The sequence below is a fragment of the Mycolicibacterium sp. XJ870 genome (genome assembly GCF_053483975.1).
In genome coordinates, this window is sequence record NZ_JBEFTI010000001.1 from 2,273,552 (window position 1) to 2,300,504 (window position 26,953).

33 protein-coding genes are annotated in these 26,953 nt (G+C 66.0%); 18 read left to right on the forward strand and 15 right to left on the reverse strand.

The features are described 5' to 3' along the window. Positions 1 to 194: 194 nt before the first annotated feature. Positions 195 to 734: a GNAT family N-acetyltransferase gene (locus ABQF30_RS11015; protein ID WP_448463626.1), complete on the reverse strand. Its 540-nt coding sequence runs from the start codon at positions 732 to 734 to the stop codon at positions 195 to 197. 65 nt (positions 735 to 799) lie between these two features. Further along, the gene (locus tag ABQF30_RS11020; RefSeq protein WP_448463190.1) at positions 800 to 1,693 is read right to left on the reverse strand and encodes a LysR family transcriptional regulator; all 894 of its coding nucleotides are present in this window, start codon (positions 1,691 to 1,693) and stop codon (positions 800 to 802) included. 121 nt (positions 1,694 to 1,814) lie between these two features. On the opposite strand from ABQF30_RS11020, the gene ABQF30_RS11025 reads away from it, so the two are divergent. The 7 genes from ABQF30_RS11025 to ABQF30_RS11055 all read left to right on the forward strand — a co-directional run bounded on the left by ABQF30_RS11025 (position 1,815) and on the right by ABQF30_RS11055 (position 7,451). Next, positions 1,815 to 2,168, forward strand: a complete 354-nt coding sequence (locus ABQF30_RS11025) for a DoxX family protein (RefSeq protein ID WP_448463192.1) — start codon at positions 1,815 to 1,817, stop codon at positions 2,166 to 2,168. Between the two features lie 137 nt (positions 2,169 to 2,305). Continuing rightward, on the forward strand, positions 2,306 to 3,175 hold the full coding sequence (locus ABQF30_RS11030) for a hypothetical protein (RefSeq protein ID WP_448463194.1): 870 nt from the start codon (positions 2,306 to 2,308) through the stop codon (positions 3,173 to 3,175). Between the two features lie 37 nt (positions 3,176 to 3,212). Continuing rightward, complete coding sequence (locus tag ABQF30_RS11035; protein WP_448463196.1) at positions 3,213 to 3,701, forward strand: DinB family protein; 489 nt, start codon at positions 3,213 to 3,215, stop codon at positions 3,699 to 3,701. An 82-nt stretch (positions 3,702 to 3,783) separates the two neighbouring features. Next, positions 3,784 to 4,698, forward strand: a complete 915-nt coding sequence (locus ABQF30_RS11040) for an MBL fold metallo-hydrolase (RefSeq protein ID WP_448463198.1) — start codon at positions 3,784 to 3,786, stop codon at positions 4,696 to 4,698. Positions 4,699 to 4,801: 103 nt separating this feature from the next. Continuing rightward, positions 4,802 to 6,055 carry an NADH:flavin oxidoreductase/NADH oxidase family protein gene (locus ABQF30_RS11045; protein WP_448463200.1) on the forward strand — a complete coding sequence of 418 codons (1,254 nt, stop codon included), beginning with the start codon at positions 4,802 to 4,804 and terminating at the stop codon, positions 6,053 to 6,055. Between the two features lie 61 nt (positions 6,056 to 6,116). After that, a complete protein-coding gene (locus tag ABQF30_RS11050; RefSeq protein WP_448463202.1) occupies positions 6,117 to 6,722 on the forward strand; it encodes a hypothetical protein in 606 nt (201 codons plus the stop codon). A gap of 9 nt (positions 6,723 to 6,731) precedes the next feature. Beyond that, entirely contained in the window at positions 6,732 to 7,451 is a 720-nt protein-coding gene (locus ABQF30_RS11055; protein ID WP_448463203.1) for an RES family NAD+ phosphorylase, read from the forward strand. Between the two features lie 8 nt (positions 7,452 to 7,459). On the opposite strand, the gene ABQF30_RS11060 is transcribed toward ABQF30_RS11055, so the two are convergent. Both ABQF30_RS11060 and ABQF30_RS11065 read right to left on the reverse strand, forming a co-directional pair. Continuing rightward, positions 7,460 to 7,855: a type II toxin-antitoxin system VapC family toxin gene (locus ABQF30_RS11060; RefSeq protein WP_448463204.1), complete on the reverse strand. Its 396-nt coding sequence runs from the start codon at positions 7,853 to 7,855 to the stop codon at positions 7,460 to 7,462. Continuing rightward, positions 7,842 to 8,087: a hypothetical protein gene (locus ABQF30_RS11065; RefSeq protein ID WP_448463206.1), complete on the reverse strand. Its 246-nt coding sequence runs from the start codon at positions 8,085 to 8,087 to the stop codon at positions 7,842 to 7,844. The genes ABQF30_RS11060 and ABQF30_RS11065 overlap by 14 nt, the downstream gene beginning before the upstream one ends. A 254-nt stretch (positions 8,088 to 8,341) precedes the next feature. Between ABQF30_RS11065 and ABQF30_RS11070 the strand changes: the two genes are divergently transcribed. The 6 genes from ABQF30_RS11070 (at position 8,342) to ABQF30_RS11095 (ending at position 12,083) form a co-directional block, all read left to right on the forward strand. After that, positions 8,342 to 8,911 carry a TetR/AcrR family transcriptional regulator gene (locus ABQF30_RS11070; RefSeq protein WP_448463208.1) on the forward strand — a complete coding sequence of 190 codons (570 nt, stop codon included), beginning with the start codon at positions 8,342 to 8,344 and terminating at the stop codon, positions 8,909 to 8,911. A gap of 28 nt (positions 8,912 to 8,939) precedes the next feature. Further along, positions 8,940 to 9,758 carry a Coq4 family protein gene (locus ABQF30_RS11075; RefSeq protein ID WP_448463209.1) on the forward strand — a complete coding sequence of 273 codons (819 nt, stop codon included), beginning with the start codon at positions 8,940 to 8,942 and terminating at the stop codon, positions 9,756 to 9,758. Between the two features lie 72 nt (positions 9,759 to 9,830). Beyond that, a complete protein-coding gene (locus ABQF30_RS11080; RefSeq protein ID WP_448463211.1) occupies positions 9,831 to 10,220 on the forward strand; it encodes a TA system antitoxin ParD family protein in 390 nt (129 codons plus the stop codon). Positions 10,221 to 10,248: 28 nt separating this feature from the next. Next, positions 10,249 to 10,827 (forward strand): ATPase, encoded by a 579-nt coding sequence (locus ABQF30_RS11085; protein ID WP_448463213.1) that lies wholly within the window; start codon positions 10,249 to 10,251, stop codon positions 10,825 to 10,827. Between the two features lie 4 nt (positions 10,828 to 10,831). After that, positions 10,832 to 11,434, forward strand: coding sequence for a class I SAM-dependent methyltransferase (locus tag ABQF30_RS11090; protein WP_448463215.1), 603 nt, complete (start codon positions 10,832 to 10,834; stop codon positions 11,432 to 11,434). A 10-nt stretch (positions 11,435 to 11,444) separates the two neighbouring features. Then, entirely contained in the window at positions 11,445 to 12,083 is a 639-nt protein-coding gene (locus ABQF30_RS11095; RefSeq protein ID WP_448463217.1) for an FKBP-type peptidyl-prolyl cis-trans isomerase, read from the forward strand. 55 nt (positions 12,084 to 12,138) lie between these two features. Here ABQF30_RS11095 and ABQF30_RS11100 read toward each other — a convergent pair whose 3' ends face one another. After that, positions 12,139 to 12,744: a hypothetical protein gene (locus tag ABQF30_RS11100; RefSeq protein ID WP_448463219.1), complete on the reverse strand. Its 606-nt coding sequence runs from the start codon at positions 12,742 to 12,744 to the stop codon at positions 12,139 to 12,141. A 58-nt stretch (positions 12,745 to 12,802) separates the two neighbouring features. After that, positions 12,803 to 13,159, reverse strand: coding sequence for a VOC family protein (locus ABQF30_RS11105; RefSeq protein WP_448463221.1), 357 nt, complete (start codon positions 13,157 to 13,159; stop codon positions 12,803 to 12,805). A gap of 140 nt (positions 13,160 to 13,299) precedes the next feature. Here ABQF30_RS11105 and ABQF30_RS11110 point away from each other — a divergent pair, with 140 nt between their 5' ends. Then, the gene (locus ABQF30_RS11110) at positions 13,300 to 13,524 is read left to right on the forward strand and encodes a hypothetical protein (protein WP_448463222.1); all 225 of its coding nucleotides are present in this window, start codon (positions 13,300 to 13,302) and stop codon (positions 13,522 to 13,524) included. Between the two features lie 18 nt (positions 13,525 to 13,542). Here the strand turns inward: ABQF30_RS11110 and ABQF30_RS11115 are convergent, their stop codons facing one another. Both ABQF30_RS11115 and ABQF30_RS11120 read right to left on the reverse strand, forming a co-directional pair. Next, entirely contained in the window at positions 13,543 to 14,682 is a 1,140-nt protein-coding gene (locus ABQF30_RS11115) for an RNA polymerase sigma factor (RefSeq protein WP_448463628.1), read from the reverse strand. Between the two features lie 8 nt (positions 14,683 to 14,690). Further along, positions 14,691 to 15,098, reverse strand: a complete 408-nt coding sequence (locus ABQF30_RS11120) for a YciI family protein (protein WP_448463224.1) — start codon at positions 15,096 to 15,098, stop codon at positions 14,691 to 14,693. Between the two features lie 103 nt (positions 15,099 to 15,201). Here ABQF30_RS11120 and ABQF30_RS11125 point away from each other — a divergent pair, with 103 nt between their 5' ends. Further along, positions 15,202 to 15,567, forward strand: a complete 366-nt coding sequence (locus ABQF30_RS11125) for an Hsp15 family ribosome-associated heat shock protein (RefSeq protein ID WP_448463226.1) — start codon at positions 15,202 to 15,204, stop codon at positions 15,565 to 15,567. 58 nt (positions 15,568 to 15,625) lie between these two features. Next, positions 15,626 to 16,462, forward strand: a complete 837-nt coding sequence (locus tag ABQF30_RS11130) for a 1-acyl-sn-glycerol-3-phosphate acyltransferase (protein WP_448463227.1) — start codon at positions 15,626 to 15,628, stop codon at positions 16,460 to 16,462. Positions 16,463 to 16,470: 8 nt separating this feature from the next. Here the strand turns inward: ABQF30_RS11130 and ABQF30_RS11135 are convergent, their stop codons facing one another. From ABQF30_RS11135 to ABQF30_RS11155, 5 genes are all read right to left on the reverse strand, one after another. After that, positions 16,471 to 17,112, reverse strand: coding sequence for a dihydrofolate reductase family protein (locus tag ABQF30_RS11135; protein ID WP_448463229.1), 642 nt, complete (start codon positions 17,110 to 17,112; stop codon positions 16,471 to 16,473). A gap of 77 nt (positions 17,113 to 17,189) precedes the next feature. Then, on the reverse strand, positions 17,190 to 18,776 hold the full coding sequence (locus ABQF30_RS11140) for a threonine/serine exporter family protein (RefSeq protein WP_448463231.1): 1,587 nt from the start codon (positions 18,774 to 18,776) through the stop codon (positions 17,190 to 17,192). 63 nt (positions 18,777 to 18,839) lie between these two features. Further along, positions 18,840 to 20,210 (reverse strand): NAD(P)/FAD-dependent oxidoreductase, encoded by a 1,371-nt coding sequence (locus ABQF30_RS11145; RefSeq protein WP_448463630.1) that lies wholly within the window; start codon positions 20,208 to 20,210, stop codon positions 18,840 to 18,842. A 44-nt stretch (positions 20,211 to 20,254) separates the two neighbouring features. Beyond that, positions 20,255 to 21,181 (reverse strand): lytic transglycosylase domain-containing protein, encoded by a 927-nt coding sequence (locus ABQF30_RS11150; protein ID WP_448463632.1) that lies wholly within the window; start codon positions 21,179 to 21,181, stop codon positions 20,255 to 20,257. A 5-nt stretch (positions 21,182 to 21,186) separates the two neighbouring features. Further along, positions 21,187 to 22,026, reverse strand: a complete 840-nt coding sequence (locus ABQF30_RS11155; protein WP_448463233.1) for a helix-turn-helix transcriptional regulator — start codon at positions 22,024 to 22,026, stop codon at positions 21,187 to 21,189. Positions 22,027 to 22,126: 100 nt separating this feature from the next. On the opposite strand from ABQF30_RS11155, the gene ABQF30_RS11160 reads away from it, so the two are divergent. Beyond that, positions 22,127 to 23,113 (forward strand): aldo/keto reductase, encoded by a 987-nt coding sequence (locus tag ABQF30_RS11160; protein WP_448463235.1) that lies wholly within the window; start codon positions 22,127 to 22,129, stop codon positions 23,111 to 23,113. Between the two features lie 11 nt (positions 23,114 to 23,124). Here ABQF30_RS11160 and ABQF30_RS11165 read toward each other — a convergent pair whose 3' ends face one another. Then, on the reverse strand, positions 23,125 to 23,940 hold the full coding sequence (locus ABQF30_RS11165) for a thioesterase family protein (protein WP_448463237.1): 816 nt from the start codon (positions 23,938 to 23,940) through the stop codon (positions 23,125 to 23,127). A 580-nt stretch (positions 23,941 to 24,520) separates the two neighbouring features. On the opposite strand from ABQF30_RS11165, the gene ABQF30_RS11170 reads away from it, so the two are divergent. Beyond that, on the forward strand, positions 24,521 to 25,933 hold the full coding sequence (locus tag ABQF30_RS11170; protein WP_448463239.1) for a dienelactone hydrolase family protein: 1,413 nt from the start codon (positions 24,521 to 24,523) through the stop codon (positions 25,931 to 25,933). Here ABQF30_RS11170 and ABQF30_RS11175 read toward each other — a convergent pair. Further along, entirely contained in the window at positions 25,894 to 26,895 is a 1,002-nt protein-coding gene (locus ABQF30_RS11175) for a helix-turn-helix domain-containing protein (RefSeq protein ID WP_448463241.1), read from the reverse strand. The two genes, ABQF30_RS11170 and ABQF30_RS11175, sit on opposite strands and share 40 nt — an antisense overlap. Positions 26,896 to 26,953 lie beyond the last annotated feature (58 nt).

Here is a 26,953-nt window from a genome sequence, read left to right on the forward strand (position 1 = left end):
ATGATGACGCACTCACGCAGAGATAATTGTCGTACCCGGCTGCGATAATCAGGTCATGTCCTCGGCCGCAGCCTCTTTCCCCACTGAGGCGTGCCCCAACTCGAACATCGCGACCGCTGCTGCGCGGTACCCGGCTGCGCCGCCACCCGCGGCCTACACGCCCATCACATCGTGCACTTGGAAGACGGCGGCACTTACCAGAGATCGCCGGCACGCCAATCGCAGATCAGAGGTGTCGATTTCGCGAGACCGAACGGAGTGCTCGACGATGTCAAAAGGAAGATCCGGTCGGCCGGGTCGTAGGTATCCACTAATCCGCTGGGCGTGTCTGCCTGGGTAGGACCATCCCAAGGATTCCAGCCACGGCGCGCATAGAACGGTGCCGCACTCTCCACCGCGTTCAGAGCACCGATGGCGTGCCTTGTGCGAACCAGGGACTCCGTGTGGTCCATCACGAGACATCCCAGCCCGCGGCCCTGTCGGTCGCTGCGCACGGCAACCCCTTCGACGTAACCGGCATCAAAGACAACGCCATCGTGGCGCAACGTGCGAGCAACTACCGACGCGTGAGCCAGCAGCACACCGCCTTCGGTGATCAACACATGAACACCATCGACACCATGTAGCCAGTCGTGCGTACGGAAGCTGTCACCGAATGCCGATCGGACCAACGCCTCAGCGGAATCCAAGTCGTGTTTGCTCAGTTCGTCGGGCTCAGCGATCCGCACAGCCATCACCAGGCCAGAATGTCACGTCGGCATGGTTTGAGTCGGGAACCGGATTGCCCGACGGCCCAGTGTCAGGACTGCTTGAAGCGCATGCAGCTGCCGACGAAATCCACAATGACCGGTTCGTCGCCGTCGGCAGGGTTCCAGACCACGCCGACCCGGCTCGGGCCGACGCCGGTCACCGGCACGAACACCACGCCGGGACGCCGGTAGTAGCGGGCGCTGGATTCGGGGGCCAAGGCGACGCCGTATCCGTTGGTGATCGCGCTGAGCCAATCGTCCGGATGCTCGGTGACAGCACCGATTCGGGGCGGATCGCCGTGCCGCTCTTCGACGGCCAGCCAGTAGTCGCGCCACTGGCCGGTCGAGTCCGGCGCAGCGACGAACGGCTCGTCTCGCAATTCATGGAAGGCAATCTCGCTGCGGCCGGCGAGGCGGTGCGAGCTCGGCAGAACAACGCAGCGGGACTCGGTCAGCAGCACCTCAACCCGCCAGGACTCCTGGCCGGGAAACGGCAACCGCAAGAGGGCGATATCCACGCTGCCCCCAGCTAGTCCTGCCGTGGGATCCGACCAGGAACTCTGCCTCATCTCGACTCGCCAGCCGGGCCTGCGCTCGCCGAAATCCGCGATGATCTGCTGGGTTTGTTCGTTGGCGGCGCTGGCAAGGAACCCGACTCGCAATACCAGGGCCTCCCGCGCCGCCGCGGCCTTCGTCTCGGCGACCGCGCGCTGCCAATCGGCAAGCAGCGCAGGGGCCGAACGGGCAAGGGAGCGCCCGGCTTCCGTCAGCGACATGCCCGTCCGTGAACGGGTGAACAGGCGCACACCGAGCAGAGTCTCAAGCCGCCTGACCTGCTTGGTCAACGCCGGCTGCGACACGTATAGCCGTTGTGCCGCCTGGGTCAGATTCTCCTCCTCGGCGACAGCGGCGAAGTAACGCAGCAGCCGGGTATCGACATCCATTCCAACAGGTTATGGACACGGGTATTGGACCGGCAACGCCCGAAGAGCCAACACTGGATACAGAAGGCCGCGCGCCCCCGGACTGCGTTATCCCTGTTTTCGCTCCTAGGAAGGAATCCCCGTGTTCGTCCTCTACGTCATCCTGACTTTGGTCACGGCTCTCGCCGCCGCTGCCGGAACGTGGATGAACTACACGCATCACCCGATTCCGGTCGCCGCGGCCAAGCAAGTCCAGGTCCCGCAGTCCTGGATGGTCCCGCTGGGCACCCTGCAGGGCGCCGGCGCGCTGGGGCTGATCGCAGGATTCGTGTTGCCGCCGATCGGGTTGGCGGCGGCCATCGGATTGGTGCTGTTCTTCATCGGAGCGGTGATTGCGCACCTGCGGGTGGGCGATCGCCACTTCAGCGCCGTCCTGCCCGCTCTCACTCTGGTCACGGCAACCCTGGCCGTCACGGTGGCATACCAATTCGGTTGAGTCGTCCGCTACAACACGAGGCGGCCTCATATGTTTCCTCCGGCGTTGTCCCTACGTCATCGCCGGTGTATCAACGCGATCCACGGCTCGGGCACTCGGGGGCGCAACATGCACGTGGCGGCCTACGATCGTTGGTGGTGAAGAACCTCAAAGGCGACGCCGACCTCGACTCTCTCTACGGCACGCGGCCGGAGGAGTTCATCGCGCGGCGCAAAGAGCTCGCAGCGGCGGCCAGGGAGCGTGGTGACGCGGAGGCGGCCAAGGTGATCGCCGCGGCTCGACGGCCGACGACGGCGGCGTGGGTGGTGAACCTGCTGGCGCTGACCGATGCGACAGTACGCCCGAGATTGACCGACCTGCGCGAAGCCCTACGCGCCGCACATGCAGCCATGGACGGACAACGCATCCGCGAACTGTCAACGGCGCAACGGATACTTGTACAGGAACTGGCCCGCGCCGGGTTTGGCGCCGCCGGACTACGGGATCCGACGGCGGCGTTGCGCGACGACGTCACGGGCACGCTGCAGGCGGCAGTCGCCGATCCCGAGGTCGCAGCGCGGCTGGGCCGGCTATCCAAAGCCGAAGAGTGGTCAGGCTTCGGAGACTTCGGGGCGTCGTCCGCAGTGGGCACGCAGCCCCGCTCCGATACGGCGTCACGGACTCCCCCGCGCCCGTCGACCAAGGAACAGTCACGCCCAGACCGTGCCGCAACCGAGGAGGCCCGACGCAACCGCGACGCCGCCGCAACCGCACTGAGCGAGGCGCGCGCCGCGCATGAAGAAGCACTCGTGGCGGTGAACGAGCGCAGCGGCAAAGTCGCGACCGCGCGGCGGCGCTACGAGAAACTCCTCGAGACCCTCGCGGCCGCCGAGCGCGAGCTCGAGGACGCCGATGCGCAGCTCGACATCGCACAGGGGTCTGCGAAGGAAGCGCAAAAGAGGATGCGAACAGCCGAAGCCGCCCTGGCGCAGGCTGATTCGCACCTGACCGAACTCACTGGCGGGTGATATTTCCCGACGAAACAACAGAAGAGGATGAATGCTCTTGAGTACCAATCGAATTACCAACGGCACCGAGCGAATGGTCATCGAGAACATGCTCGATCGCAACCGCGTGGCGCTCATCGGAACCGCACGCGGCCTGTCTGATGCGGACGCCCGCCGGCGTCTTGTGTCCTCACTGACCACGCCGATCTCATTGATCAAGCATGCCGCTGCCGCGGAACGAATCTGGTTCCAGCGGTTCTGGGGCGGGCTCGACGAATCCGATTGTGATGGATACTCCGCTCGCGACGAGGGCACCTTCGCCGTTTCCGACGATGAGTCCCTGACCGACGTCATCGCCGAGTTCGAGCGCGCAAGCCAGCGATCACGAGTGATCGCGTCCCGCTTCCACCTCGATGACACCAAGGACAATCCCCTCGAGGGCAAGGTCAGCATGCGGTGGACCCTGCTCTCCATGATCGAAGAATTCGCCCGGCACGCGGGTCACGGCGACATCCTCCGCGAACAGATCCTTGACGCCGCTGGATAAATCCTGGCATCGGAGGGCGTTCAACGAGAAAGACAGGTCATTCCGCCATGTCTTCGGGTACAGCCCTCAGGAGGAGAACAACATGAGCTTGGACAGCATTTCGCGTGTCGACAGGTCGGGGCTCGACGAGTTGGTGCCGTCGCGCTACGTCCAGAAAGTCGGCGATATCGACGTCATGGTGATCAGCGACGGGGTGCTACCGATCACGGCGTCGACGATGGCCACCAACGCCGAGCCTGCCGAGTACTCAGCCTGGCTCAAGGACATGTACCTGCCGCCGGAAGTGCTCGATTGGCCGCTCAATGTGGCCGTGGTGCGCAGCGGCGGCAAGACCATCCTCATCGACTCCGGGCTGGGCACCGAGTTCCCCGATTTCCCGCGGGCCGGACAGCTGGGCATGCGCCTCGCGGCCGCCGGGATCGAACCGTCTTCCGTGACCGACGTCGTGCTCACCCACCTACACATGGATCACATCGGTGGGCTGCTCGTCGACGGGCTGCGGAACAAGCTGCGCCCCGACCTACGCGTGCACCTCGCGGCCGCTGAGGCCGAATTCTGGGAGAACCCCGACTTCTCGCACACCGTCATGCCTGCGCCGATTCCGGATGTGCTCCGGCGGACCGCCACGCAGTTCTTGGACCTCTACCGCGGCCAGCTGCGGCCGTTCGAGACCGAGTACGAGGTGGCACCCGGTGTGCTGCTGCGCCGCACGGGCGGTCACACACCCGGCCACTGCATCGTGCGCATCGAATCCCGGGGTGAGGCCCTGACTTTCGCCGGTGATGCCGTGTTCCAGCCCGGCTTCGACAAGCCCGAGTGGCAGAACGGCTTCGAACACGACCCCGAAGAATCGGCGCGTGTCCGGATCCGCCTGCTGCAGGAGCTGGCGGCCAGCGGCGAGGCGCTGGTGGCGACGCACCTGCCGTTCCCGTCCGTCTGCCACGTGGCGGTCGCCGGGGACGCCTTCCGTTTCATCCCGGCCACCTGGGACTACTGACCCTCGTTGGGCGAGACTGTAAGAACTGAGCCGGCGCCTGGGTCGGCTCAGTTCTTACAATTGGTGTTCGCCACTGTCCTACGTCGACGATGTAGCGTGCGGTATGCCGGAAACAGCGATCGGCGAGCCGTTGGCCCTCGCGTGCGGGCAGGTATTGGAGAACCGGCTGATGAAGGCCGGACTCAGCGAGCAGCTCAGTGATCGTGAGAATGCACCGACCGACCGGCTGGAACGTCTTTACGACCGTTGGGGGCGAAGCGGTTGCGGCTTGATCATCACCGGCAATGTGACCGTGGACCGACGGCACATGGCCGAGCCTCGCAACGTCGCCATCGAGGATGACCGTGATCGTGATCGCTTGCACCGCTGGGCTCGGGCTGCCCAGCGCGGCGGCACCCGCATCTGGGTGCAACTCAATCACCCAGGGCGCCAAGCCAACCCGCTCGCTGGACGCACACGACCGGTCGCACCAAGCGCAGTCGCCCTCGGTATTCCCGGTGCGCCGCGCCCGCGCGCAATGACTGCGGGCGAAATTGAGGCGACCGTACAGCGCTTTGCGACGGCAGCGGCGATCGTCAAGGACGCCGGATTCGACGGCGTCCAACTGCACGGCGCGCACGGCTACCTGATCTCGCAGTTTCTCTCACCATTGGCCAATCTGCGCGACGATCAATGGGGCGGTGACCTCGATCGGCGCATGCGCTTCCCGGTGGAAGTGTTGCGCGCCGTACGCGGCGCAGTCGGTGCTGAGTTCGCCGTCGGGATCAAGCTGAACTCAGCCGATTTCCAACGAGGCGGTTTCACCGAGGTTGAGTCTGAACAAGTCGTCGCTCGACTCGCATGCGAGCGCGTGGATCTCATCGAGATCAGCGGCGGCACATTTGAACGGCCGGCGATGATGGGATCCGTTGCACGGCAGAGCACCCGGGAACGCGAAGCCTACTTTCTCTCCTACGCCGAGCAAGTTCGCGCGCATGCCGGCAACGTGCCGCTCGCCGTCACCGGTGGCTTCCGTTCCCGCAGTGCCATGGATCAAGCGCTGGCCGAAGGCGCGTGCGATGTCATCGGCCTCGGCCGGCCGCTGTGCATCGACCCCGAGGCCGCACACCGACTGCTGGGCGATGCCGACCACTACGCCGCCGCCGGCACTCCGCGCGTTACGGCTCGCGGACTGCTCGGCCGCGTGTTCGACCTGCACGCCGCTGACGCGCTTCTCGATATCCAGTGGCACACCGACCAGATCCATCGACTCGCGGCCGGCCGCGAGCCCGACCCACACCGCCGATGGTGGCGCACCACCGCCACGACGGTGCGCCGCAACGGTTTCGCCGCGATCCCACGTCCGCGACGAACTTGACCGAAAAGAGGCGAACCCGCAGCGATTGCAGCGCTAGCTGTGACAGCGCTACACTTGCTACATGAACGCTGCCGAGTATGCCTACGAGGTGGCCGAGCGAGCCGACCATCTCGAGGTGCGCGGGGTGAGCCGTCGCGATGTGGAGGACGCGCTCGAACTCATCGGCAAAGTCCGTGTCCTACAAGCTGATCATGTGGCGGCCACCAGGGCGGATCTTCTCCGGGCGCTGATGGCGGGCAATGTCGCTCTCACGCCACCGGCCACCGTGGCTCAGGCCCAACGGCTGGCCACCCACCGGGACGCGCTGTTGGCTACGCCGGTGTTCACCCATGACACCCTGCGCGCGTTGCGCGGTGACGCCAAGGCTTCGAGCACCAGGACGTGGCTGGCCCGTCGCCGCGACAACCATGAGGCGTTCACCGTCACCCACAACGGTCGCACGCTGATCCCGGCATTTCAGCTCGACGAATCGGGCCGGCCCCGCGCCGAACTGCGTCCCGTACTGGAAGCGCTCGCCGGCGGCGGGGTCACCGGATGGACGCTGTGGACGTGGCTGACCAGTCCCACCGCGCTGCTGTCCGGTGAGATTCCCGAGCAGCTCGCCCGTCGGGCGCCGGCCAGGGTGCTGCGGGCCGCGCGGCGATTCGCCTCCGCTGCAGCCGCATAACTCGACGGGATGACCGTTCCGCCAGTAGATCTGGACTGCCCCGACCCTGACGGCTGCCCCGTCGCGGTATCACTGCCCCGGCTTCGTTCCATGACGCTGCGCGCGGGCTCCCCGCTCTACCGGGTCTACGACGCCACCTGGGGCTACGACGAACATAACCCGGGATACGGGGATGCCCGCTTCTCCCCCATCGACGAACCCGCCACGGCCGACCGCCTGCCGAGCATGTATCTCGCATCAACCCCGACCGCCGCGCTACTCGAAACGGTGTTCCACGACGTCCATCAGCACAGCAGCCGCATCATTTACGAGCGGGACTTACGGGGCAAGCTGTTGGCGCACCTACGAGTACCGGCCGCAGCCACCCTCGGCGACCTCCGGGATCCCGAGCTCGACCGGCTCGGTCTTTCCCGTGCGCAGGTGGTGTCCAGCCCCGCCGAGCACTACCCCTGCACCCGCCGACTTGCCGGCGCAGCGCTCAGCCAAAGCCGGCGCGGACGTGCACTGGCGGGATTGATCTGGCACTCCCGACAAGCCGAACTCGCCAACGCCAATCCCGTGGAAGCCGTCGTACTCTTCGGCGGACCGCGCTACCCCTCTGGGCGCGGGAGCTGGCCACTGTTCGGCCCGGGTGCCTCATCACTCTTCGAGGGCCCTGGCCGGCTCCTGGTCGACGAGATCGCCGAATCACTCAGCGCCGTAATCGAACTCGATGGCTCCGACAAATGAGATGGATTCTAATTGCCGAGCACTTCAATCCGGCACCTCGGGCCGTGCGCGCGCGCGAGCCTGCCATCCAGGGTCAACAGGGTCGCGTCTAGTGCCTCGGCGAGGGTGACGTAAAACGCATCCCACCCTCGCACCGAATCACGCAGCTGCCAGACCCTGTCGATCATCCACCGGTGGGCGAATCGCTCCCCCGGCCAGTCGCGCAGATCGGCGACCGCCTGTCCAGCGGCTGTCCCGTCGAGCGCTCCAGCCAAGTACTGAGCGCGGATCACGCCGAGCACCTCGACGTCGACCACCTCGGGCGCCGCGTGATCGGTGTCGGCTGCCAGTCGGGCCGCGATCTCGGCAGACCGAGGGGTATCGGCGACGACTTCGAACAGGCACGACGCGTCAACGACGAGCATCAGGCCACTCACCACGCCACGTATCGAGAGTGGTCAAAACCTCTTCGGTGGACACGTTTGAGGGGCGACGCCCTGTGCGTCGCAGCCACTCGGCGATCGACGGCCGTGCCGCCAGCCGACCCGCTTCACGGCGCAGCAGTTCAGGGACCGTGAGTCCCTCTTCTCCGGCTCGTCGCACCAAGCCGGCATACACGTCATCATCGATGTCACGGATCTGCACCGTCTTAGGCATACATGCACCATAGCATGCAAGTGTGCATGTCATCAGTAGACAATGCATGAGCAATCTAGCCTGTGGCGGCATCCCACGGATCCCCGCGACCAATCGATACGCCCACATTCGGGTTAGCCGACCTTTTCAAGGTCCGAAGTTACAAGTCGCACGAATGGTATTGACATGTCGTTCGTATGGTATGTAACTTTGGACTTGTGTCCGCTGAGCATCGTCGATCCCAGGCTGAGCGTCGTGCGGCAACGGAGTCTCGCTTGCTTGCCGCCACGATCGACTGCTTGGTGGATAAGGGGTACGCGCATACGTCGACGCGTGATATCGCGGGGAGGGCTGAAGTGACGCTCGGCGCTCTGCAACATCACTTTTCAGGCAAGGCCGATCTGATGGCGGAGGCCGTCAAATCCCTCGGAAATCAGATGGCCGACGAGTTCATGATCGAGGCGAACACCGACGGCACGCCGAGTGAACGAATCGGGCAGCTTCTGGATCGGGTCTGGCAGGCGCATCGCGGTCCGCTATTTACTGCGGGACTCGAACTTTGGGTGGCGGCACGAACAGATCCGACGTTGCGTGCGGCGATGAGGGATGTGGCCGACTCGCAAGCGCTGCGTGTTGTCGAAGGGACCGTTGGCGCTTTCCCGGAATTGGCAGCAAGTCCGGGCTTTGCTGAAGCGGTAACGATCGGATTGGCGACAATACGGGGACTGGCGATGTCGGATCTGGTCGGCGGTGTCGACCCCGATGCTTTGTGGGCTATCGCAAAGCCGCAGATGCTCAAGGGCTTTGAAGATTCGCTGTTTGGCGCGCCGACGTCAGACAGCTGACGTGGTGCAACTACTCAAGGAGGATTCGATGACCAAATCCATTGCGCAACTGGCTCCATACAGAAACGCGGGCGGTGTGGTGCCCGAGAGGATCAACTGGCGCGAACTGTTGTCGTGCTGGCGGACACTATTCGAACCAGGCAAAGATCTGGACCGGCTCTACGAAATGCTGGTGGTGGTTCAGGCGCCGGCCGGCGCGCGCACATATCACCGGGTGAAGGCACATCCCAGCGGGCGCAAACTGTTTGAGAACAAGCCGGACATCCTCGCGCTCTTGGAGGACGACGACTATCTGGCATCACTTCCCGTGGGCAGTGTTGGGCACGCATTCCGTTCGTTCTTGACGACCAACCGACTAGATGCCGGGGTGTATAGCGAAGCTGTCATCCGGCCTATCGCCGAGAAGAACAACTGGTCCGAGGATTACTTCTACAGCGTGGTGCGGGACACGGCACTTCACGACGTCCTTCACGCGATCACCGGGTACGGCCCGGACGCGGCCGGTGAAGCCCTCGCTCTTGGATTCTTCTGCGGACAAACCGAGCCGGCCGGCCCGATCCGGTTGGCGGGGCTCACTTTGACTCTCATCACGCCAGGCGCCTCGCTTCGCCACAAACTGCGCTGTTACCGAGAAGCTACCGAGCGAGGCCGCCGCGCCGACAACATCTTTGCCGCACCCTGGGAAGAACTGCTGGACAAGCCCCTTGGTGAAGTCAGAGAGCTCCTAGGCGTCACCTCGAAAACGGCCGCACACCCGAACGGCACCTGGTACACCGATTGGATGCCAGTGGGCATGAATACCCCGGCCGCCTGGGACTACGACGAAACTCTCGCGCGCACAGCCTAGTTTGGCGCCTGGGAACATTTGGTTGTAGCACTCTGCTACGTTTGTTTCAGACTGCTACAACGAAGGCTCGCCATGACAGACCCTGCAGACCGGGTGACTCGGTTCGCCGCGGATTTGATCGACAGTGCCGCCGCCGAAGGCGCGCGTCAGAGCCGGTCGGCGAAACAGCAGCTCGACCACTGGGCCCGCGTCGGGCGCGCGGTATCGAGCCAGCAGAGCGCCGCGCGCCGCAAGGTGGAGGCAGCGTTGGCAGGCGACACTCCCCTGCGCGACCTCTCCGAGGAGGAGGGCGTCGTGTTCAACGCAGAGATCGCTGTGGCCATCGAGGAGACGCTGGCGCGCGCCGATTACGGCAAGACCCTGGCCGCGCGCGGGATCACCACGGTCGCGATCAATGACGACGGGGAGATCGTGCAGTACCGCCCCGACGGCAGCACATCGGTGCTCACACACCAGCAGTGATCGCTGACGCAGACCGGACCTTCGCGCGGTGAAGCGCCTCGATCTGGTCGTCGGCTCCAACGGCGCCGGCAAGTCCACGTTCATCGAACTCACTCTCGTGCCGCTGCTTCCGGGCAGTTCCGTCGTCAATGCCGACGAGATCGCCAAGCGCCGCTGGCCGGATGACCCGGCCAACCATGCCTACGAGGCCGCACGTATCGCCTCCGACACCAGGGCCAAACTCATCGAGCAAGACGAGTCATTCATCGCCGAAACCGTGTTCTCTCATCCCTCCAAGCTGGACCTCGTCGACGGCGCACACGAGGCCGGGTACGTCGTGATCGCGCACGTCGTCCTGATCCCGGAGGAACTCGCCGTACTGCGGGTGCGGCACCGGGTGGAAGCGGGCGGCCATGACGTGCCCGAGCATAAGATTCGTGAGCGCTATCAACGGCTTTGGAGCCTGGTCGCGGTCGCCGCGATGCGTGCGGGCTCGGCGACCTTCTACGACAACAGCACTGTCAGGGGTCCACGCACCGTGGCTCAGCTCGCCGGAGGATTCCTCGTCGGGTCGCCCTCCTGGCGGACCTGGACACCGTCGGCCCTGGTTTCCGGCTTGCAACAATGATCGTATGAGCGAGCAGAGCATCTGGATGCAGAAGGTCGCCGCGGATCCCGGGCATTCGCAGTGGTACATCGAACGCTTTCGGTCCATGGCGCGCGCCGGAGCCGATCTGGCCGGCGAGGCTCGCCTCGTGGACGCGATGGCGCCCCGCGGCGCCCGCATCCTCGACGCCGGTTGCGGGCCGGGCCGGTTGGGCGGGTATCTGGCCGAGGCCGGCCACGACGTGGTCGGTGTCGATGTCGATCCCGCACTCATCGCGGCAGCCGAAGAGGACCATCCTGGACCGCGCTGGCTCGTAGGAGACCTCGCCGAACTCGACTTGCCTGCGCGTGGCATCACCGAACCGTTCGACGTGATCGTGTCGGCAGGCAACGTGATGACATTTCTCGCCCCGAGTACCCGAGTCCAAGTGCTGGCCCGTTTGCGCGCTCACCTTGCGGCTGACGGTCGAGCGGTGATCGGCTTCGGCGCCGGCCGCGACTACGAGTTCAGCCAGTTTCTCGAAGACGCAGCAGAGGCTGGGTTCACCCCGGATCTACTCCTGTCCACCTGGGACCTGCGACCGTTCACCGATAGCTCCGACTTCCTCGCCGCAATCCTTCGGCTGTAGCGTGACGGCGGTGAACTCCCCCCGCGTGTCCTCTTCCCTCGCGCTCGCGGCGTGCTCCGCGGCGCTCGTCGTGGCGCTCTCCGCCTGTGGCTCCGATACGGAGACTGCATCGGCGACTTCATCGCCGACCACGTCCTCCCTGGCCGAAGTTCTCTCGCCCTCCATCGCCGAAACCGCAACAGAGGCGAGCACCTGCCCAATGGCAGCGCCGGAAAACGCCGGCACACCCGAATGGACGCTTCCTGGCGCCACCGGCAGCGTCGCGGTCACCGGATCCACCGATACCGTCGCGCCGCGCGTCGACGTCACCGCGCCATTCAGCGTGACTGAGACTCAGGTGCAGACCCTGAAGGCCGGCGACGGACCGGTCGTCGCAGACACGGCCACGGTTTCCGTCTGCTACATGGGCGTCAATGGCCGTGACGGGACGGTGTTCGACAGCAGTTACGAGCAGGGCGCCCCGGTTGAATTCCCGCTCGACGGAGTCGTGGCCGGCTTCCAGAAGGCCATCGCAGGTCAGAAGGTCGGCTCCACGGTCGCAGTCGCAATGACGTCCGAAGACGGCTACCCCGAGGGTCAGCCCGCCGCGGGAATCCAGCAGGGTGACTCGCTCATCTTCGCGATCAAAATCCTCAACGCCACGAGTTGAGCTGTACGTGCCGGCCGTCGTCGTGGGCTCCACGACGACGAGCCTGCTCAACTCGCTACGGCATCGGTGCTGGTGGCGGCGGGGCTGCAGGAGCCGGCGCCCCCGGCGAGTTGAACTGGTACCCGGGTGGCGGCGGACCGTCCAACGGGTAGTAACCGGGCGGCAAAGCCGGACCCGCCGCGGGCCCGGCGTTCGGGTCTGGCGCAGCGATGGGAGTTTCGGAACCCGGCGCGTTCATCGAGACATACCCGGGCGGCAGAGGCGGCGACACACCGGCTCCCGGTGGCGGTGGGGCGGCAGGCCCGGTGGGGCCTTGGAGGTCATACGGGTTCTGCGCCTGGTGCCATAGGTCCCGGAGAGTTCCGAGCGGGCCCGAGCCGGATTGACCCGAGCCGTACACCGGGTTCGAAATCTCAGGCACCGACGGCGGACCAGGCACCGACGGCGGACCAGCGGGCGGCGGCGCGGGTTCGCCGGGCAGCACTACGGGCTGGCCGGGCGCTGCCGCTGCCGGATCCGTGGGTGGCGGTATGGGGACGGGCGCCGCCGGATCCGCTGCAGATACTCCCGCCGCGGCCAGTGCAGCACCGACGACGGCCAGGCTTGCGATCGCGAACTTCGCTGCGCTGGCGAACAGCGCGGGTCCGTGTTCTTCGGTCATATGTCCGGCAGTCCTCTCGCTTACGCCCATGGCATCGTCGCACAGATCGGCCAGCGATTCAGGAGCGGGCGAGCGGCTTGTAGAACACCAAACCGTTGCCCTTGTTGTCGTACACGACGGCACGGCGCTCGTGTGCGTCATCGTAGGGACCCTTCACAATGCCGCCACCGCTTGCTTCGACCGCCTTCGCGGCGGCGTCGACATCAGCGGTTTTGATACCCACCACGACCTGGCCGGGTATGGGATGGTCCACCGCGGTCGCCAGTGCGACGGTGACCGGCCCGCCGTCGAGCGCCGCGAAGTGCGTTCCGTCGCGGAATTTCAGTGGCATACCCAGGGTTTCGCTGTAGAACCGGATCGATTCATCCAAGTCGTCGGTCGACAAGATGATCATCTTTACTTCATGCTCACTCACGGCGCCTCCTGATGTGCGGGCTGAATCACCAACCATCGTGGCACCGTGATTGAGATCAACGACCGCTTTGCGCGCACAATCAAGCGATTAGATAGGCTTCGCATGTCCGCTGTTCTGTCTGAAACGCCGAGGTGCGCAAAATGACCTTCACGAAGACTGCTTTCACCGTCGCAGTCGCGAGCGCGATCGCCGGTGCTGCACTGGGCCTGAGCGCGGCCACGGCGAGCGCCGACCCACTTCCGCCACCCGGCGCGCCGAAGAAGCCGGCGGAATCATGGCAGGGACATCCAATGGTGTGGGCGCAGTTGCCTGCAGGTGGGCACTGGGGCGTCTGGATCAACGGAGACTTCCTGCCGTTCACCTGATAACCACCCCGGTGAACCTCACCGGCAAGCGTTGAGCCGTGCGGCCTGACGCGTCAAGTGGTCACGCTCGGCGAGGTTCGGTGCCTTCTGCGCGCCTTCGGCGTAAAGCCGTGCCGCCGTCGCCAGATCGCCCTCGCGTTCGTGCAGGTACGCCGCCACCGCGGCGTACCGCGGCAGTGAATCGTCGAGCGTCATGAGCGCCGCCAGCCCGGCGCGCGGTCCGTCGGCCTCCCCCACTGCCACCGCACGGTTGAGCCGCACGATCGGGCTGTCGGTCAGCCGCACGAGCTCGTCGTACCACTCCACGATCTGCACCCAGTCGGTCTCGCCGGCGGTTCGCGCATCCGCGTGCAGTGCCGCAATCGCGGCCTGGGCCTGGAATTCGCCGAGCCGATCGCGGGCCAGGGCCGCCTGCAGGATCTCGACGCCCTCGGCGATCAGGCGGGTGTCCCAGAGCTCGCGGTCCTGCTCGGCCAGCGGCACCAGGCTGCCGTCGGGCGCAGTCCGTGCGGTGCGCCGGGCGTGGTGCAACAGCATGAGGGCAAGCAGGCCCGCCACCTCGGGGTGATCGATCGCCGCCGCAAGCTGCCGGGTGAGCCGGATCGCCTCGTCCGCGAGGTCGACATCGCCGGAGTAGCCCTCGTTGAAAACCAAGTAGAGGACGCGTAGCACGGTGGCGACGTCACCGGGCTGGTCGAACCGCACGCCGGAGACGGTGCGCTTGGCCCGACTGATGCGTTGGGCCATGGTCGCCTCGGGCACGAGGTAAGCCTCGGCGATCTGGCGGGTGGTCAGCCCACCGACGGCGCGCAGGGTCAGCGCCACCGCCGATGACGGCGTCAGCGACGGGTGGGCGCACAGGAAGTAGAGCTGCAGCGTGTCGTCCACCGCGGGTGCGGGCCCTGGCGGCGGCTGCAGGTCGACCAGTTCCTCACGCCGGCGACGGGATGCGTCCGCCCGGCTCGCGTCGAGGAACTTGCGCCAGGCAGCGGTGACCAACCAGCCCTTGGGGTCCCGCGGCGGGTCGGCCGACCAGACTCGGAGCGCCTCGACCAGCGCGTCCTGCACGGCGTCCTCGGCCGCCGCGAAGTCAGCCCCGCGGCGGACGAGGATCCCGAGCACGCTCGGCGTGAGGCTCCGAATCAGGACCTCGTTCACATGAGAGGTCACTCCGTGATGGTCGGCGGCGAGGTCAGGAACGGGCGCAGCTCGAGCCATTCGTGGATCGGCTTACCGCCCGCACCAGGTGCGGCCGACAGCTCCCCCGCCAGCTCGATGGCGCGTTCGTAGCTGTCGACGTCGATGACCATCCAGCCGGCGATGAGGTCCTTGGTCTCGGCGAACGGGCCGTCGGTGACCGGCGGACGTCCCTCGCCGTCATACCGGACGAACGTGCCCTCGGGGGCGAGTGCCTGACCGTCGACGTACTCCCCGGTCCCCTCGAGCCGTGCCGCGAAATCGTTCATGTACTGCACGTGTGCCGAGATCTCTTCGGGCTTCCACTGGTCCATGGGCACGTCATTGACTGCCGCTGGGGCGCCGCGATAGTGCTTGAGCAACAAGTACTTGGTCATCGTGGTTCTCCTCGGTGCTGGTGTGCGACCCATTTTGGTCGCATTCACTACGGGGACGGAGCCAGCCGTCAGTTCTCGACATCGGCAGTTCATGATGGATGTCATGGAGTCGGCCCGGGTGGATCGGTGGTTGTGGTCGGTGCGGCTGACGAAGACCCGGCCGGACGCCGCCGCGGCCTGCCGAGGTGGGCACGTGCGGGTCAACGATCGGCCGGCAAAGCCGTCGACGACGGTGGTTCCCGGTGACGAGGTGCGCGCCCGCCTGGGTGACAGGACGCGGATCGTCGAGGTGGTCCGGGTCATCCAAAAGCGAGTGGGCGCGGCCGATGCCGTGAGCTGCTACCTCGATCGAACACCCGCGCCGCCTCCGGTCTCACCCGTTCCTGTCGCGGCCCGTGAACGCGGTGCCGGGCGCCCGACGAAACGGGACCGCCGCGTTCTGGACCGGTGGCTCGCCGGCCAGGGCTGATTTTCCCGACGGGAGCATCTGGCCGAAAAGCTCCAATCGCCCGTGTCGCCCGAAGTCGATGGCGCACCATCGGGTGGTCGGCACCAACGAAGGGCGAGCACCGGTGGGCACTGTGGAACGCTCGAAATGGGACCCGGTGCTCATCCGGCAGGTGACGGCCTCGGTTCGACCGCTCATGCGGCTCTGGTACCGCGCAGAAGTTCGCCGGGTTGACCGGATCCCGGCGACCGGGGCGGCGCTGATCGTATGCAACCATTCCGGCGGGATGATGACGCCCGATGTCCTGATCTTCGGCCCGGCATTTTACGAACATTTCGGGTACGACCGGCCTTTGCACACTTTGGCGCATTACGGCGTTCTCATGGGCCCGCTCTCGTTGGTGATGAATCGGCTGGGCGTCATCGAGGCCAGTCCGGCGAATGCCGCAGCGGCGCTTGGGTCCGGTGCGGTGGTGCTCGTCTTTCCTGGCGGCGATTACGACTCCTACCGCCCCACGTTCGGGGCCAACACCATCGACTTCAACGGTCGGACTGGATATGTGCGAACCGCAATTGAAGCCGGAGTGCCGATCGTTCCGGCGGTATCCATCGGTGGGCAGGAGACCCAGCTGTTCTTGAGTCGGGGCCATCGACTCGCTCATCTGTTGGGACTCAATCGGATTCGTTTGGAGATCCTTCCGGTCAGCGTCGGCTTGCCGTTCGGACTGACCGTGTTGTTACCACCCAACATTCCGCTCCCGGCCAAGATCGTCACCGAAGTGCTGGAACCGATCGACATCCCGGCACAGTTCGGAGCCGAACCGGACGTCGATGAGGTCGACGCTCACGTACGAGCGGTGATGCAGGCGGCGCTCGACCGCCTGGCCGAGAACCGGCGGCTGCCTATCCTCGGCTGATACCCACGTCACCGCCAGAACAGGTGGTGAGTCACCCCGCTCGGGCTGGGGACGACGTCGACGTTGAACCGGTCGCGCAACTCGTCAGGCGACTCCCAGAGCCGCGATCCGGCTCCGAGGTCCATCGGCGAGACCGCCACATGGAGGGTGTCGATCAGGTCGGCGTCCAGGAACTCCCGGATGGTGGTTGCCCCGCCACCGAGTCGGACATCCTTGCCCTGCGCGGCCTCCCGGGCCCGCTCAAGGACTGTGACCGGATCACCGTTGATGAAGTGGAACGTGGTGTCGGACAGGGTGAACGACGGACGCTCGTAGTGAGTCATCACGAACACCGGGGTGTGGAACGGCGGCTCATCACCCCACCAGCCCTGCCATTCGTGGTCGCGCCACGGGCCGCGCTGTGGGCTGAACTTGTTGCGGCCCATGATCTCTGCGCCGATGTTGTGGGCGAAGTCCCGCGTGAGATAGTCGTCGAGACCGCGGCTCCCGCCGGGTTCGGTCCGGTTGGGCCAGCTCGCCGTCGCGCCGGCCCAGGCGAACATGTCGCCGGGCTCGGCGTGGCCGAATGGCCGCTCCAGGCTCTGGTTCTCCCCCGCCCCGAAACCGTCTCGCGAGACGTTGAAATTCTGGACTCTGAGCAACTGGGCCACGCATTCCTCCTGTGTGATCGTCGACAGTGAGTAGACCGGGCGGGCGGGCGAAATTCATCGCTGGATCCCTTGCCGGCTTAGGTTTCCTCGCGCTCGCCCTCGGGCCGCTCGTCGCTCTCGGCGGAGTCCGTGTCGTCGGCGGTCGCCGGTTCCAGGGCGACACTCTTCGAAAGTTGGCCGCTGGTGGCGCTCGGTTGTGGTTCCTCCGCCGGCTGCAGGTGCACGACATCCCGGCCGACGGCGCGTCGGAGCCCGGGTGGCCCCTCTTTGCGCAGGAAATCACCGATGCGTCCGGCTCGGTACCGCAGTGGCGAACCGAGCAACTCGCCCATCACGACCCCGCTGCCGAGTGCGAGCGCTGTCGCCCCCGCAGCCAGCATCTGGGCCAGGCCATCGTTGAACCTCTCGTCGACGGCAAAATAGAACACTGCGCGGAACACCGGGAGGCCCGGAAGCATCGGCGTGATACCTGCCGTGGCCGTCACCAGTGCCGGTGCCTGCCGACGGATCGAGATCAGGGTGGCGAGGAAGCCGACACCGATCGCCGCGACTCCGGTGGCGACCCACTGGCCGAAGCCGGCTCCACCGAGCCCGATCAGTACCAGTTCGGCAAGCCCGGCCGCGAGCCCGGTTGTGACCATCGAACGCAGCGGTGCGTAACACGCGATTGTCAGGCACACCCCCGCCAAGGCAGCGCCGAGTACCGCCAGGATGATCGGCAGCGGGCGCGTCGGTGTGACGAACGTCTGGGTCGCGTCGACATGCAGTTCGATCTCGATGCCGGCAACGGTGGCGATCTGGAGTGCCGCGACGATGCCGACCACGATCCCCGCGGTCAGGAACAGTGCGTCGCCGATGCGGGCAACGGCGGTCAGCATGTAGCCGGTCAACGCATCCTGTACCGCACCGACCAACGCCATGCCCGACAACAGCATCACGATCAGGGTGGCCACCAGCGGACTCAACGCCAGGCCGGCAAACCGGTGCGCCACCACGGCGACCAGGGTTGCGATCGCTGCCCCGACCGCGTGCTGGAAGAAGAACGGGGTCCCGATCCGGTTCAGCAGGCGGCCGAATCGGTCGATCACCGCGGACGTAACGGCAGCCAGGAGGCAGGTGAGCCAGGTTCCGCCGAGCAGCATGGCGATCCCGAGAGCGAACCCCGCCCATGCGGCGGTCGCCAACCAGCGCGGGTACGGGTGCGGCTGCTCGGTCAGCTCGTCCATGGCTTCGTGGGCCTGGTCGACGGTGACGCCGCCGGAGGTGATCCGCTGGACCAGCCGGTCGAGATCGGCCAGCCGGGTGTAATCGGTCGCCCGGGCTCGTACCGACCGCACGATGGTCACAGGTTGCCGGTCCGTCGTCGGTGGCGCCGACACGATGATGGTGGTGACGGTGACATCGACGACACAATCGGTGAGCTGGTAGGCCTGGGCCACGTCTTGGGCCGTCGCAACGACATCCGCGGTGCCAGAACCGGACGACAACATCACCTCGGCGAGCCGGATGGTGAGATCGAGAACCTTTCGCGTGTGCAGGTCACCCAGGCCGCCCGAGGTGCGGCTGCGCTGGCCGGCGACGGGTGCCGGATCCCGACGCCCCCGCAGTGCGACCTGTAGACCACGCCGGAGCCGGGCGGAGCCTTCCCTTCGATCTTGCGCCATCGACAGAAACGATACTGACGGCACAGCGTTATCCCGTTCGCACGCGCCGCGCAGGGGTACCTGCTAGGAGCTGCCGGGTCCTGGCTGTTCTGCCGGCGGCGGCATTGGCTGGTCCCATGTCGACCAGGTGTAGCGCTGCTCAGGTGTGGCGGCATCGCCGAGCATGAAGGCCCGGTGGTAGCGGCTGGCACGGGCGATGGTCGCCAACCAGGTCGCGACGGTGCTGACCCGATTGCGCATCCCGGTCAGAAATGCGATGTGGATGAATCCCCATGCCAGCCAACCCGCGAAGCCGGCGACCCTGACGGGCCCGACCTGCAACAGAGCCTTGCCACGGCTGATGTACGCGGCTGAACCGAGATCGCGGTAGCGATACGGGCGCCGGGGTTTTCCGGCAAGTTCGCGGCGGATGCAGGAGGCGACGTGTAGTCCGCCCTGCATGGCGTTCTCGGCAACTCCGGGAAGGTTGTCCCGTCCGACCAGGTCGCCGACGACGAAGATCTCGGGATGCCCGGGGACGGACAGATCGGGTTCCACTTCCATTCGACCGGCGCGGTCGGAGCCGACGCCGAGCACCTCGGCGATATGCCGCGCGAACGGTACCGCCTCGACACCGGCCGTCCACAGCACGGTTCGTGCCGCGAACTGTTCGTCGGGGCCGCCCGCCTTCGGGGTGATGGTCACCCCTTCTCGCCGAACATCGGTGACGTGCACTCCCATTCGCAACTCGACGCCGAGCTTCTGCAAAGCCTGGGTGGCTTTATCCGCCAAGTCCGGAGCGAAGCTCTTCAGAACACGTTGCCCGCCATCGAACAGCAGCACCCTGGCTTCCTCCGGCTCGATGCTGTGAAACTCGTTGGCCAAGGTGCGCGTCGCCATCTCACGGATCTGTCCGGCCAACTCCACCCCGGTTGGGCCCCCACCGGCAACGGCGAAGGTCAGCCAGCCGTCACGCTCCGGTCCGGGCGGCAGCGTCTCGGCGATCTCGAACGCGGTGAACAACCGCTGGCGGATGCTCAAGGCGTCGTCGAGTGTCTTCATGCCCGGGGCCCACTGGGCGAAATGCTCGTTGTTGAAGTAGGACTGACGCATTCCGGCGGCGACGACAAGCACGTCGTAGTCGAGGGTGAAGGTGGTCTCGTCGGGTCGCAACGCAGTCACCTGGCGCAAGTTGGGATCGAGTTCGATCGCTTCACCGAGCAGGGTGACGACGTTGGGTTGGCGCGAAAACTGCTCGCGCAGTGGGCGGCTGATATGTCCGATGCTCAGCGTTCCGGTGGCGCATTGATACAGCAGTGGTTGGAAGAGGTGACCGGCTGCGCGATCGAGCAGCGTGACGTCGACGCCCTCCAGACCGCCCAACCTGCGGGCACAGAACAGGCCGCCGAATCCCCCGCCGATGATCAGCACCTTCTTGGGTCCGTTGCTCATCATCATGAGCGTAGCCATCACCAAGCCATCCGGGGCGTAGCCGGCATTTACTGCGGGTGCGTCGCCAGATAGTCGTGAACGGGAATCGGTGTGGCCGCGACGTATCCGATGGGCAGCAGGACGTCACCAGCGGTGGTGCGGTAGTAGATGTCCCACCGGTGATAGCCGGAGAACGCCGCGGGATCGGCCGCCAGTACCTCGGCATAGTCGTGTGCCGCTTGTACATACCGGTTCGAGTTGTTGTAGCGGAAGATCGCGTGATCGCGGTCCTCGGCGAAGCCGTTGGCGGCGAGGTGGCGACCGGCGGCCATGATGCTGTCGTGCAGTGAGTGGATGTCACCACCGTCGCCGTACTCGGCGAATGTCGACGGCAAGAACTGCATCGGACCTTGAGCGCCGGCGGAGCTCGTGCCGGCGATGCGGCCCAGCCCGGTTTCGATGAGATGGATCGCCGCCAGGTAGTTCCACCCAACGCCCGTCGCCGCCTCGGCTTTCCGGTAGTAGCCGAGCAACTCCTCGGGCGGGGCAGGCGGGCCGATGCGCCATGCGGGCAGCGTGTCCTTCACGTCGCTCGCGCCCAACACGGTCAACTGCCGGCGCGCGTCGATGTTGCGGTCGTAGACGTCGAGAAGTGCCGGCGGGATCTGTGCGCGTGCCGCGGTGTCCCACTCTGGATGTCTGCCGAGGGCGCGGTAGGCCGACTGTTGGCGGCGCGCAGCCTCTGCCAGAGCAGACTCCGCCGACGACGGGTCGCGCAGCGTCTGCTCGTCAGCGACCAGATCCCTGGCCAGCTGCGCGGGATCCGAGGCCAACCGCGGCTGCGCGGGCCGGACCGTCGGCGGCGTGGCGGTCGTGATCGCCGACGGTTCGGCGGTCGACGTCGATGCGTCCGGCGGTTTGGTCGGCTCTGAGCACGCCACGAGCGCGAATGTGACCGCGACGACCAGCAGCCCGTTGATGTGCTTGCGGCTCAGCGCTTTCACGGCAAACCCACCGCCTGGTCCCCGAGCACCGCGAGCATTCGCAGATTTTCCAGCGCCGACGAGCCCGCGGGTGGAGTGAGAACCACCAACTGTTGGCCGTCGGTAGTCGCCAGCACTTCACAGTCCAGGGTGATCGCACCGACTCGGGTCAGGAATGTCTTGCGCTGCAGGCGGCGAGTCGCGACCTCGTGACGTTCCCACAGCTCGACGAATTCGGGGCTGTGTTGCAGCAGGCACTCCACGAGTTCACGCATGTCCGCATCGGTACGCCGGCGGGACCACGCCGCTCGCAGGTCGGCCACCATGATCCGACTGTTCTTGTGGTGATCGTCGGTGGGAACGCCGTCGCGCGCGCTCGGATCAGCGAACCACCGCCAGATGAGGCTGGAGTGCACACCTCTCTCACCGATGACGTGATCACCCATCAACAGCTTTGCCATCTCGTTCTGCGCGAGCACGACACCGGTGTCGGAGCAGACGAATGCGGCGGCGTCGCGCATCTGGTCCAGGACGAACATCAGAGCCGGCCGCACATGGACCGATTGCAGGTCGCGATCAGGAACCGCATGTCCCGCCAATCGGTAGAGGTGAGCGGTTTCGTCATCAGTCAGGCGCAGGGCCCGGGCCAGCGCCTTCAGCATCTGCGGCGACGGCTGTGCGCTGCGCGCCTGCTCCAACCTGCCGTAGTAGTCCACCGACATCCCGGTCAGCTGCGCGACTTCTTCGCGCCGCAGGCCCACTGTGCGGCGGCGTATGCCCGGGGGCAGGCCAACGTCTGCCGGGCTCACCGCCTCCCGGCGGCGCCGAAGGAAGTCGGCCAGCGTTTCACGGTCCACCCGGCCATTGTCCGCTCGGGCGCAACATGTAGGGAGGGACTGGCGGTCCCCGGTTCAACGAGTCGTGGTCGCGTTGCCGGTTCCGACGAAAACTGGGTTCATGGAAACGAAGAAGCTTGGAACATTGACCACATCGGCCCTTGGACTCGGCTGCATGGGGATGTCCGGCGCGTACGGCGAGACTGACCGCGCCGAGAGCATCGCCACCGTGCACGCCGCGCTCGACGCCGGAATCACCTTGCTCGACACGGGCGATTTCTACGGCATGGGACACAACGAGCTCCTGCTTGCTGAAGCGCTGCGTTCCACATCCCGCGACACCTATCAACTCAGCGTGAAGTTCGGCGGCCAGCTCGGCCCCGACGGCTCCTGGGTCGGCTACGACGCTCGTCCGGCCGCGGTGAAGGCCGCCGCCGCCTACTCCCTGCAGCGGCTGGGCACCGACTACATCGACATCTACCGGCCGGCGCGCCTGGATCCGGCGGTGCCCATCGAGGACACCATCGGTGCGGTCGGTGAGCTGGTCGACGCGGGATACGTGCGACGCATCGGTTTGTCCGAAGTGGGATCGGACACGATCCGTCGCGCTGCCGCAGTGCGGCCGATCACCGACCTCCAGATCGAGTACTCCCTGGCCTCACGGGGCGTTGAGCACGACATTCTGAGCACCTGCCGCGACCTGGGTATCGGAATCACCGCGTACGGCGTGTTGTCTCGCGGTCTTATCGGTGGGCACTGGACGAAATCCAGTGGTGGACAAGGGGATTTCCGAGCTGCCAGCCCACGCTTCGCAGACGACAACGTGGACCGCAATCTTGCTCTCGTCGAGGCATTGCGCGGTGTCGCCGACGAGCTGGGGATCTCTGTGGCCCAGGCGGCCATCGCATGGGTGGGCTCTCGCGGGACGGATATCGTGCCGCTGATCGGTGCCCGCACGCGCGTGCGATTGGCCGAGGCGCTGCGCTCGGTCGAGATGGCATTGGACGACGAGCAGCTGGCCCGGATCGAAGCGGCGGTGCCCGCGGAGAAAGTGGCCGGTGACCGCTACCCCGCCGCACATATGGCAGCCCTCGACTCGGAGCGTTGAAGCTGTGTGACCTACGAGCCGAGGCGCTTGCCGCCGGGATTGAAGTTGAAATTGGCTATGGCCGTGGATAACCCGCTGCCGATCGGCCCGAGCCGGTCGAACAGACTGGCGCTGCCGGTGGCCACGCCATCGGAGCTGTAATGGGTCAGCGCGGCCAAGCCGATGTAGGGGCCGTCTGGCAATCGACTCAGCGTCAGGGTGTAGTCGGCGTTGATGAATGCCAACCCCGCCGAGCTGAAGTTGGTCATCGAACTGGTGACGTCGACGGCCATGGCTGCACGGACGAATGGCGTCGGCTCCTCACCGTCGACCAGATCGCGCACCTCGCGCACCCACGCATACCGCGGACCGCTTTGCTGCCAAGGGAACTCCCTGCTGCTGGGCGAGTCGGCTCCATATGCCCGGATGAACATCGGCACGGTGTCATCGAATTGGACCGGCTCATCCGGTATCGGCGGCAGGCTGACCTCGGTACTCCAGAACTCACCCTCCGGTTGCACACCCCGCCGCAGATACAGTGCCGACGCCCGCGCGACAACCTCACCCTGCTGGGTCATGGCGGCATCGATTGCCCGCATTCGCGATCCGGAGCGGATCACGGATGCGCTGACCCGTACTGGAGCACTGGCGACGCGGCGCAGAATCTCGACCGTGAGCCGTGCGGGCTGCAAATCTTCCTCGGTGACGTGCTGTTCGATGGCGCGCGCCAGCAGACCGCCGACCACCTGGCCGCCAAGCGTCGGGCCCCACCCGCCGTGGGCGATCTCATTCGGCACGAATCCGTCATCACGGCGGAGCAGAAATGGCGTCAGGGCGATGGGCTCCACGGCAGTACCTCTCGTCGAGAGCCGTGCTACGCGGCTCAACAAACACTGGCTCTATTACCAATACCCCCTACCGTTGCGTCGACAGTAACTTGGGGTTGGCCGCATTCTTGACGCCTCGAGAGCGAATTGCCGAATTCTCCTCAAGTTGACACCGACGCTGGTTATTGTCAGCCCGACAGTACGACGTGCGGGGGGAACTTTGATGCAGGCGACGGGGTGGTTGGGGGCCGGGTTACTGACGGCCGGGGTGTCTGCGGCGATGTTCGCTGGGGCGGGTGCCGCGAGCGCGGATACGGACACTGGGTCGGATGCCGCCTCGGCGAAATCTACTGCCGCCCAAGGTTCCGATTCGGCCGCGAGAGCGACGTCTGATCAACGACGTGGCCCCGCCGCGCGCGCGAAGAAGGCGAAGGACAGGGCCGATTCCGGCACGACGGACTCCCGGCGCGGTGACCGCGCGGTGCGTCCGAAATCGCCGCGGAAATCCAGCCTTCCGCGTGGCGAACGCGCTGACGCCGCCCGGCCCGACGTCACCGCGGACACACCAACTCGCAGACAACTTCGCCACCGGGATACCGCAGTGGCTGCAGAGCCGATCACCGCCGCCGAGGAGAAGACACCCGCGGAGAGCCCGCTGGCGATCGCCGTGAAGGATGTCCGGCAACGGCTCGCGCCTGTCGAGCGGGATCTGCGGCAGCGTCTGGAGCCTGTGACGGCGGAGATGTCCCGCACCATCGACGCGGTCACTGAGCTCGCAGCCCGGCGCGCAGCGTCCGCGCCTGAACCAACAGCCGCCGAGAACATCTCGACAGCCATCGAAAGCACCTCTCCGAACTCGCTATTTGGCCCTTTCCCAGGGGAATATCCCGCGGTGGTCGAGGCGATCGGCTCAGGGATTTTCAATCTCATCGGCACCGTGATCCGAACGGTTGACGGGCCACCCATGGTGCCGCCGTCATTGCGTGACTCCGTGGAGACCAAGAGCTCCACGCTCGTGATCGCGCCCGGCAACGAGGTGCAGGCCGACTGGTACTTCCCCACCGGCCAGACACCCGAACGAATGATCTATCTCCAACACGGTTTCCTGGCCAGCGGGCCGATGTACAGCTACACCGCGTCCTACCTGGCGGACCGGACCAACAGCGTGGTCGTCGTGACGTCACTGACGTCCAATCCGTTTACCGAAGGCGGCATGTGGCTCGGCGGCGACAACATGCACAAAGCCGTGGCGCAGCTGTTCCTCGACGAAGACCGTGAGGCACTCAACACGAGCTTGTCGACTGCGGCGGCGAAGGCCGGCCGCGAGGATCTCATCGTGCCGGATCGGTTCGTACTCGTCGGGCACTCGTTGGGCGGCGGTTTCGCTCCCGGCGTCGCCGGCCACTACGCCGAGGGGCTGGTCGCCCGACGTGCGGACGGGCAGGAGGCACCGAACGAACTCGACGGGGTGGTGGTGCTCGACGCCGTGCCCGTCTCTCCGATCATGCCCAACGCGATGGAACGCCTGCAGCAGCTCGAAGACAGCAACAACGGTGATCCCGCCGACTACGTCCCGGTGTACGAGATCGGCGCACCGCCGAACTTCCTGAACTCGTCGAGCAACATCAACGACGAACTGTCCGCAGCACGTCCCGGCAAGTTCAACGGGGTCGTGGTCAACGATGGCGCCCACATGGACGGCATGCTGGGCGGCAATCCGCTGATCCAGGTCGCCGCGTATCTCGTCGCGGGCATCCCGCAACCGCAGAATCCGCCGGCCGTACAGCTGCTGATGTCCGGATGGATCAACGACATGTTCGAGGAGAAGATCGACCCGACGACCGGTCGTTGCCTTGAGGACTGCGACGGCACCTACGGTGCGCCGGGCGAAACAGTCGTCATACCCACTGATCACGGCGACGCGTCCGCAGTCGTGATCGACTCCGGGTCCCTGCCTGCTGCGGCGTCGCCGGTCTACCCGAGGCGCGGGATCCTGCTCGACATCGCCGTCTGATCTCCGGTGAAGCAGGCGCGGTACTCGCTGGGCGTGGTGCGCAGCTGGCGGACGAAGTGGTGCCGATAGGTCACAGCGGACTCGAAGCCGACGCGCGTGGCGATCTGCTCGATCGACAACGGCGACGATTCCAGTAGCGCCAGACTCGCCTGGATGCGCTGTTCGATCAGCCACTTGATGGGTGTGGTCCCGGTGGCTTTCGTGAATTGGCGCAAGTAGGTGCGCCGCGACAGGGCCGACTGTGCCGCCAAATCGTCCAGCGTGATGGGCTCATCCAGATGTGCCAGGGCCCAATCCATTCCGGCTGTGATCCGCCCGTCAGCCGCAGGTTCGGGTACGGGAGTGTCGATGTACTGGGCTTGTCCGCCTGATCGGTGCGGCGAGATCACCAGCCGCCGAGCGACGTCGTTGGCGACTCGAACACCATGATCTGACCGCACGATGTGCAGGCACAGATCCAAGCCCGCCGCGCAGCCTGCGCTCGTGAGCACGCGGCCCCCGTCGACGTAGAGCGGCGCCGGATCGACGTCGACTTCGGGATAGCGCTGTTGGAGCAGATCCACGTATATCCAGTGAGTCGTGGCCGGCCGACCGTCGAGAACTCCGGCGGCGGCCAGTGCGAACGCCCCGGAACAGATCGACACCAGCCGCGCGTTTCGCTCGTGCGCCGCCCTGATGGCGTCGATGAGCTCCGGCGTGGGCAGCTCCGTCACATCGTGAACACTCGGGATGATGACCGTGTCGGCCGTCGCCAAATCGGACAAGCCGTATGAAGTCCGGACGGTGGCACCGCCCAGCATTCGCACCTCGGGCGTCTGCGCGCACAACTTGACCGCGTACCAGGGCCGCGGAATGTCCGCCGAGAACCTCTCGGACAGATCGGTCATCCCGAAGATTTCCGCCGCCAGCCCGGATTCGAATCCCGACATCCCGTCGTAGGCGAGGATCGCCACCGAATGCATGTCACTATCTTAACGGATAACGTCTCTAGTGCCACTGTTGTAGATGGCCTCCCGGAGT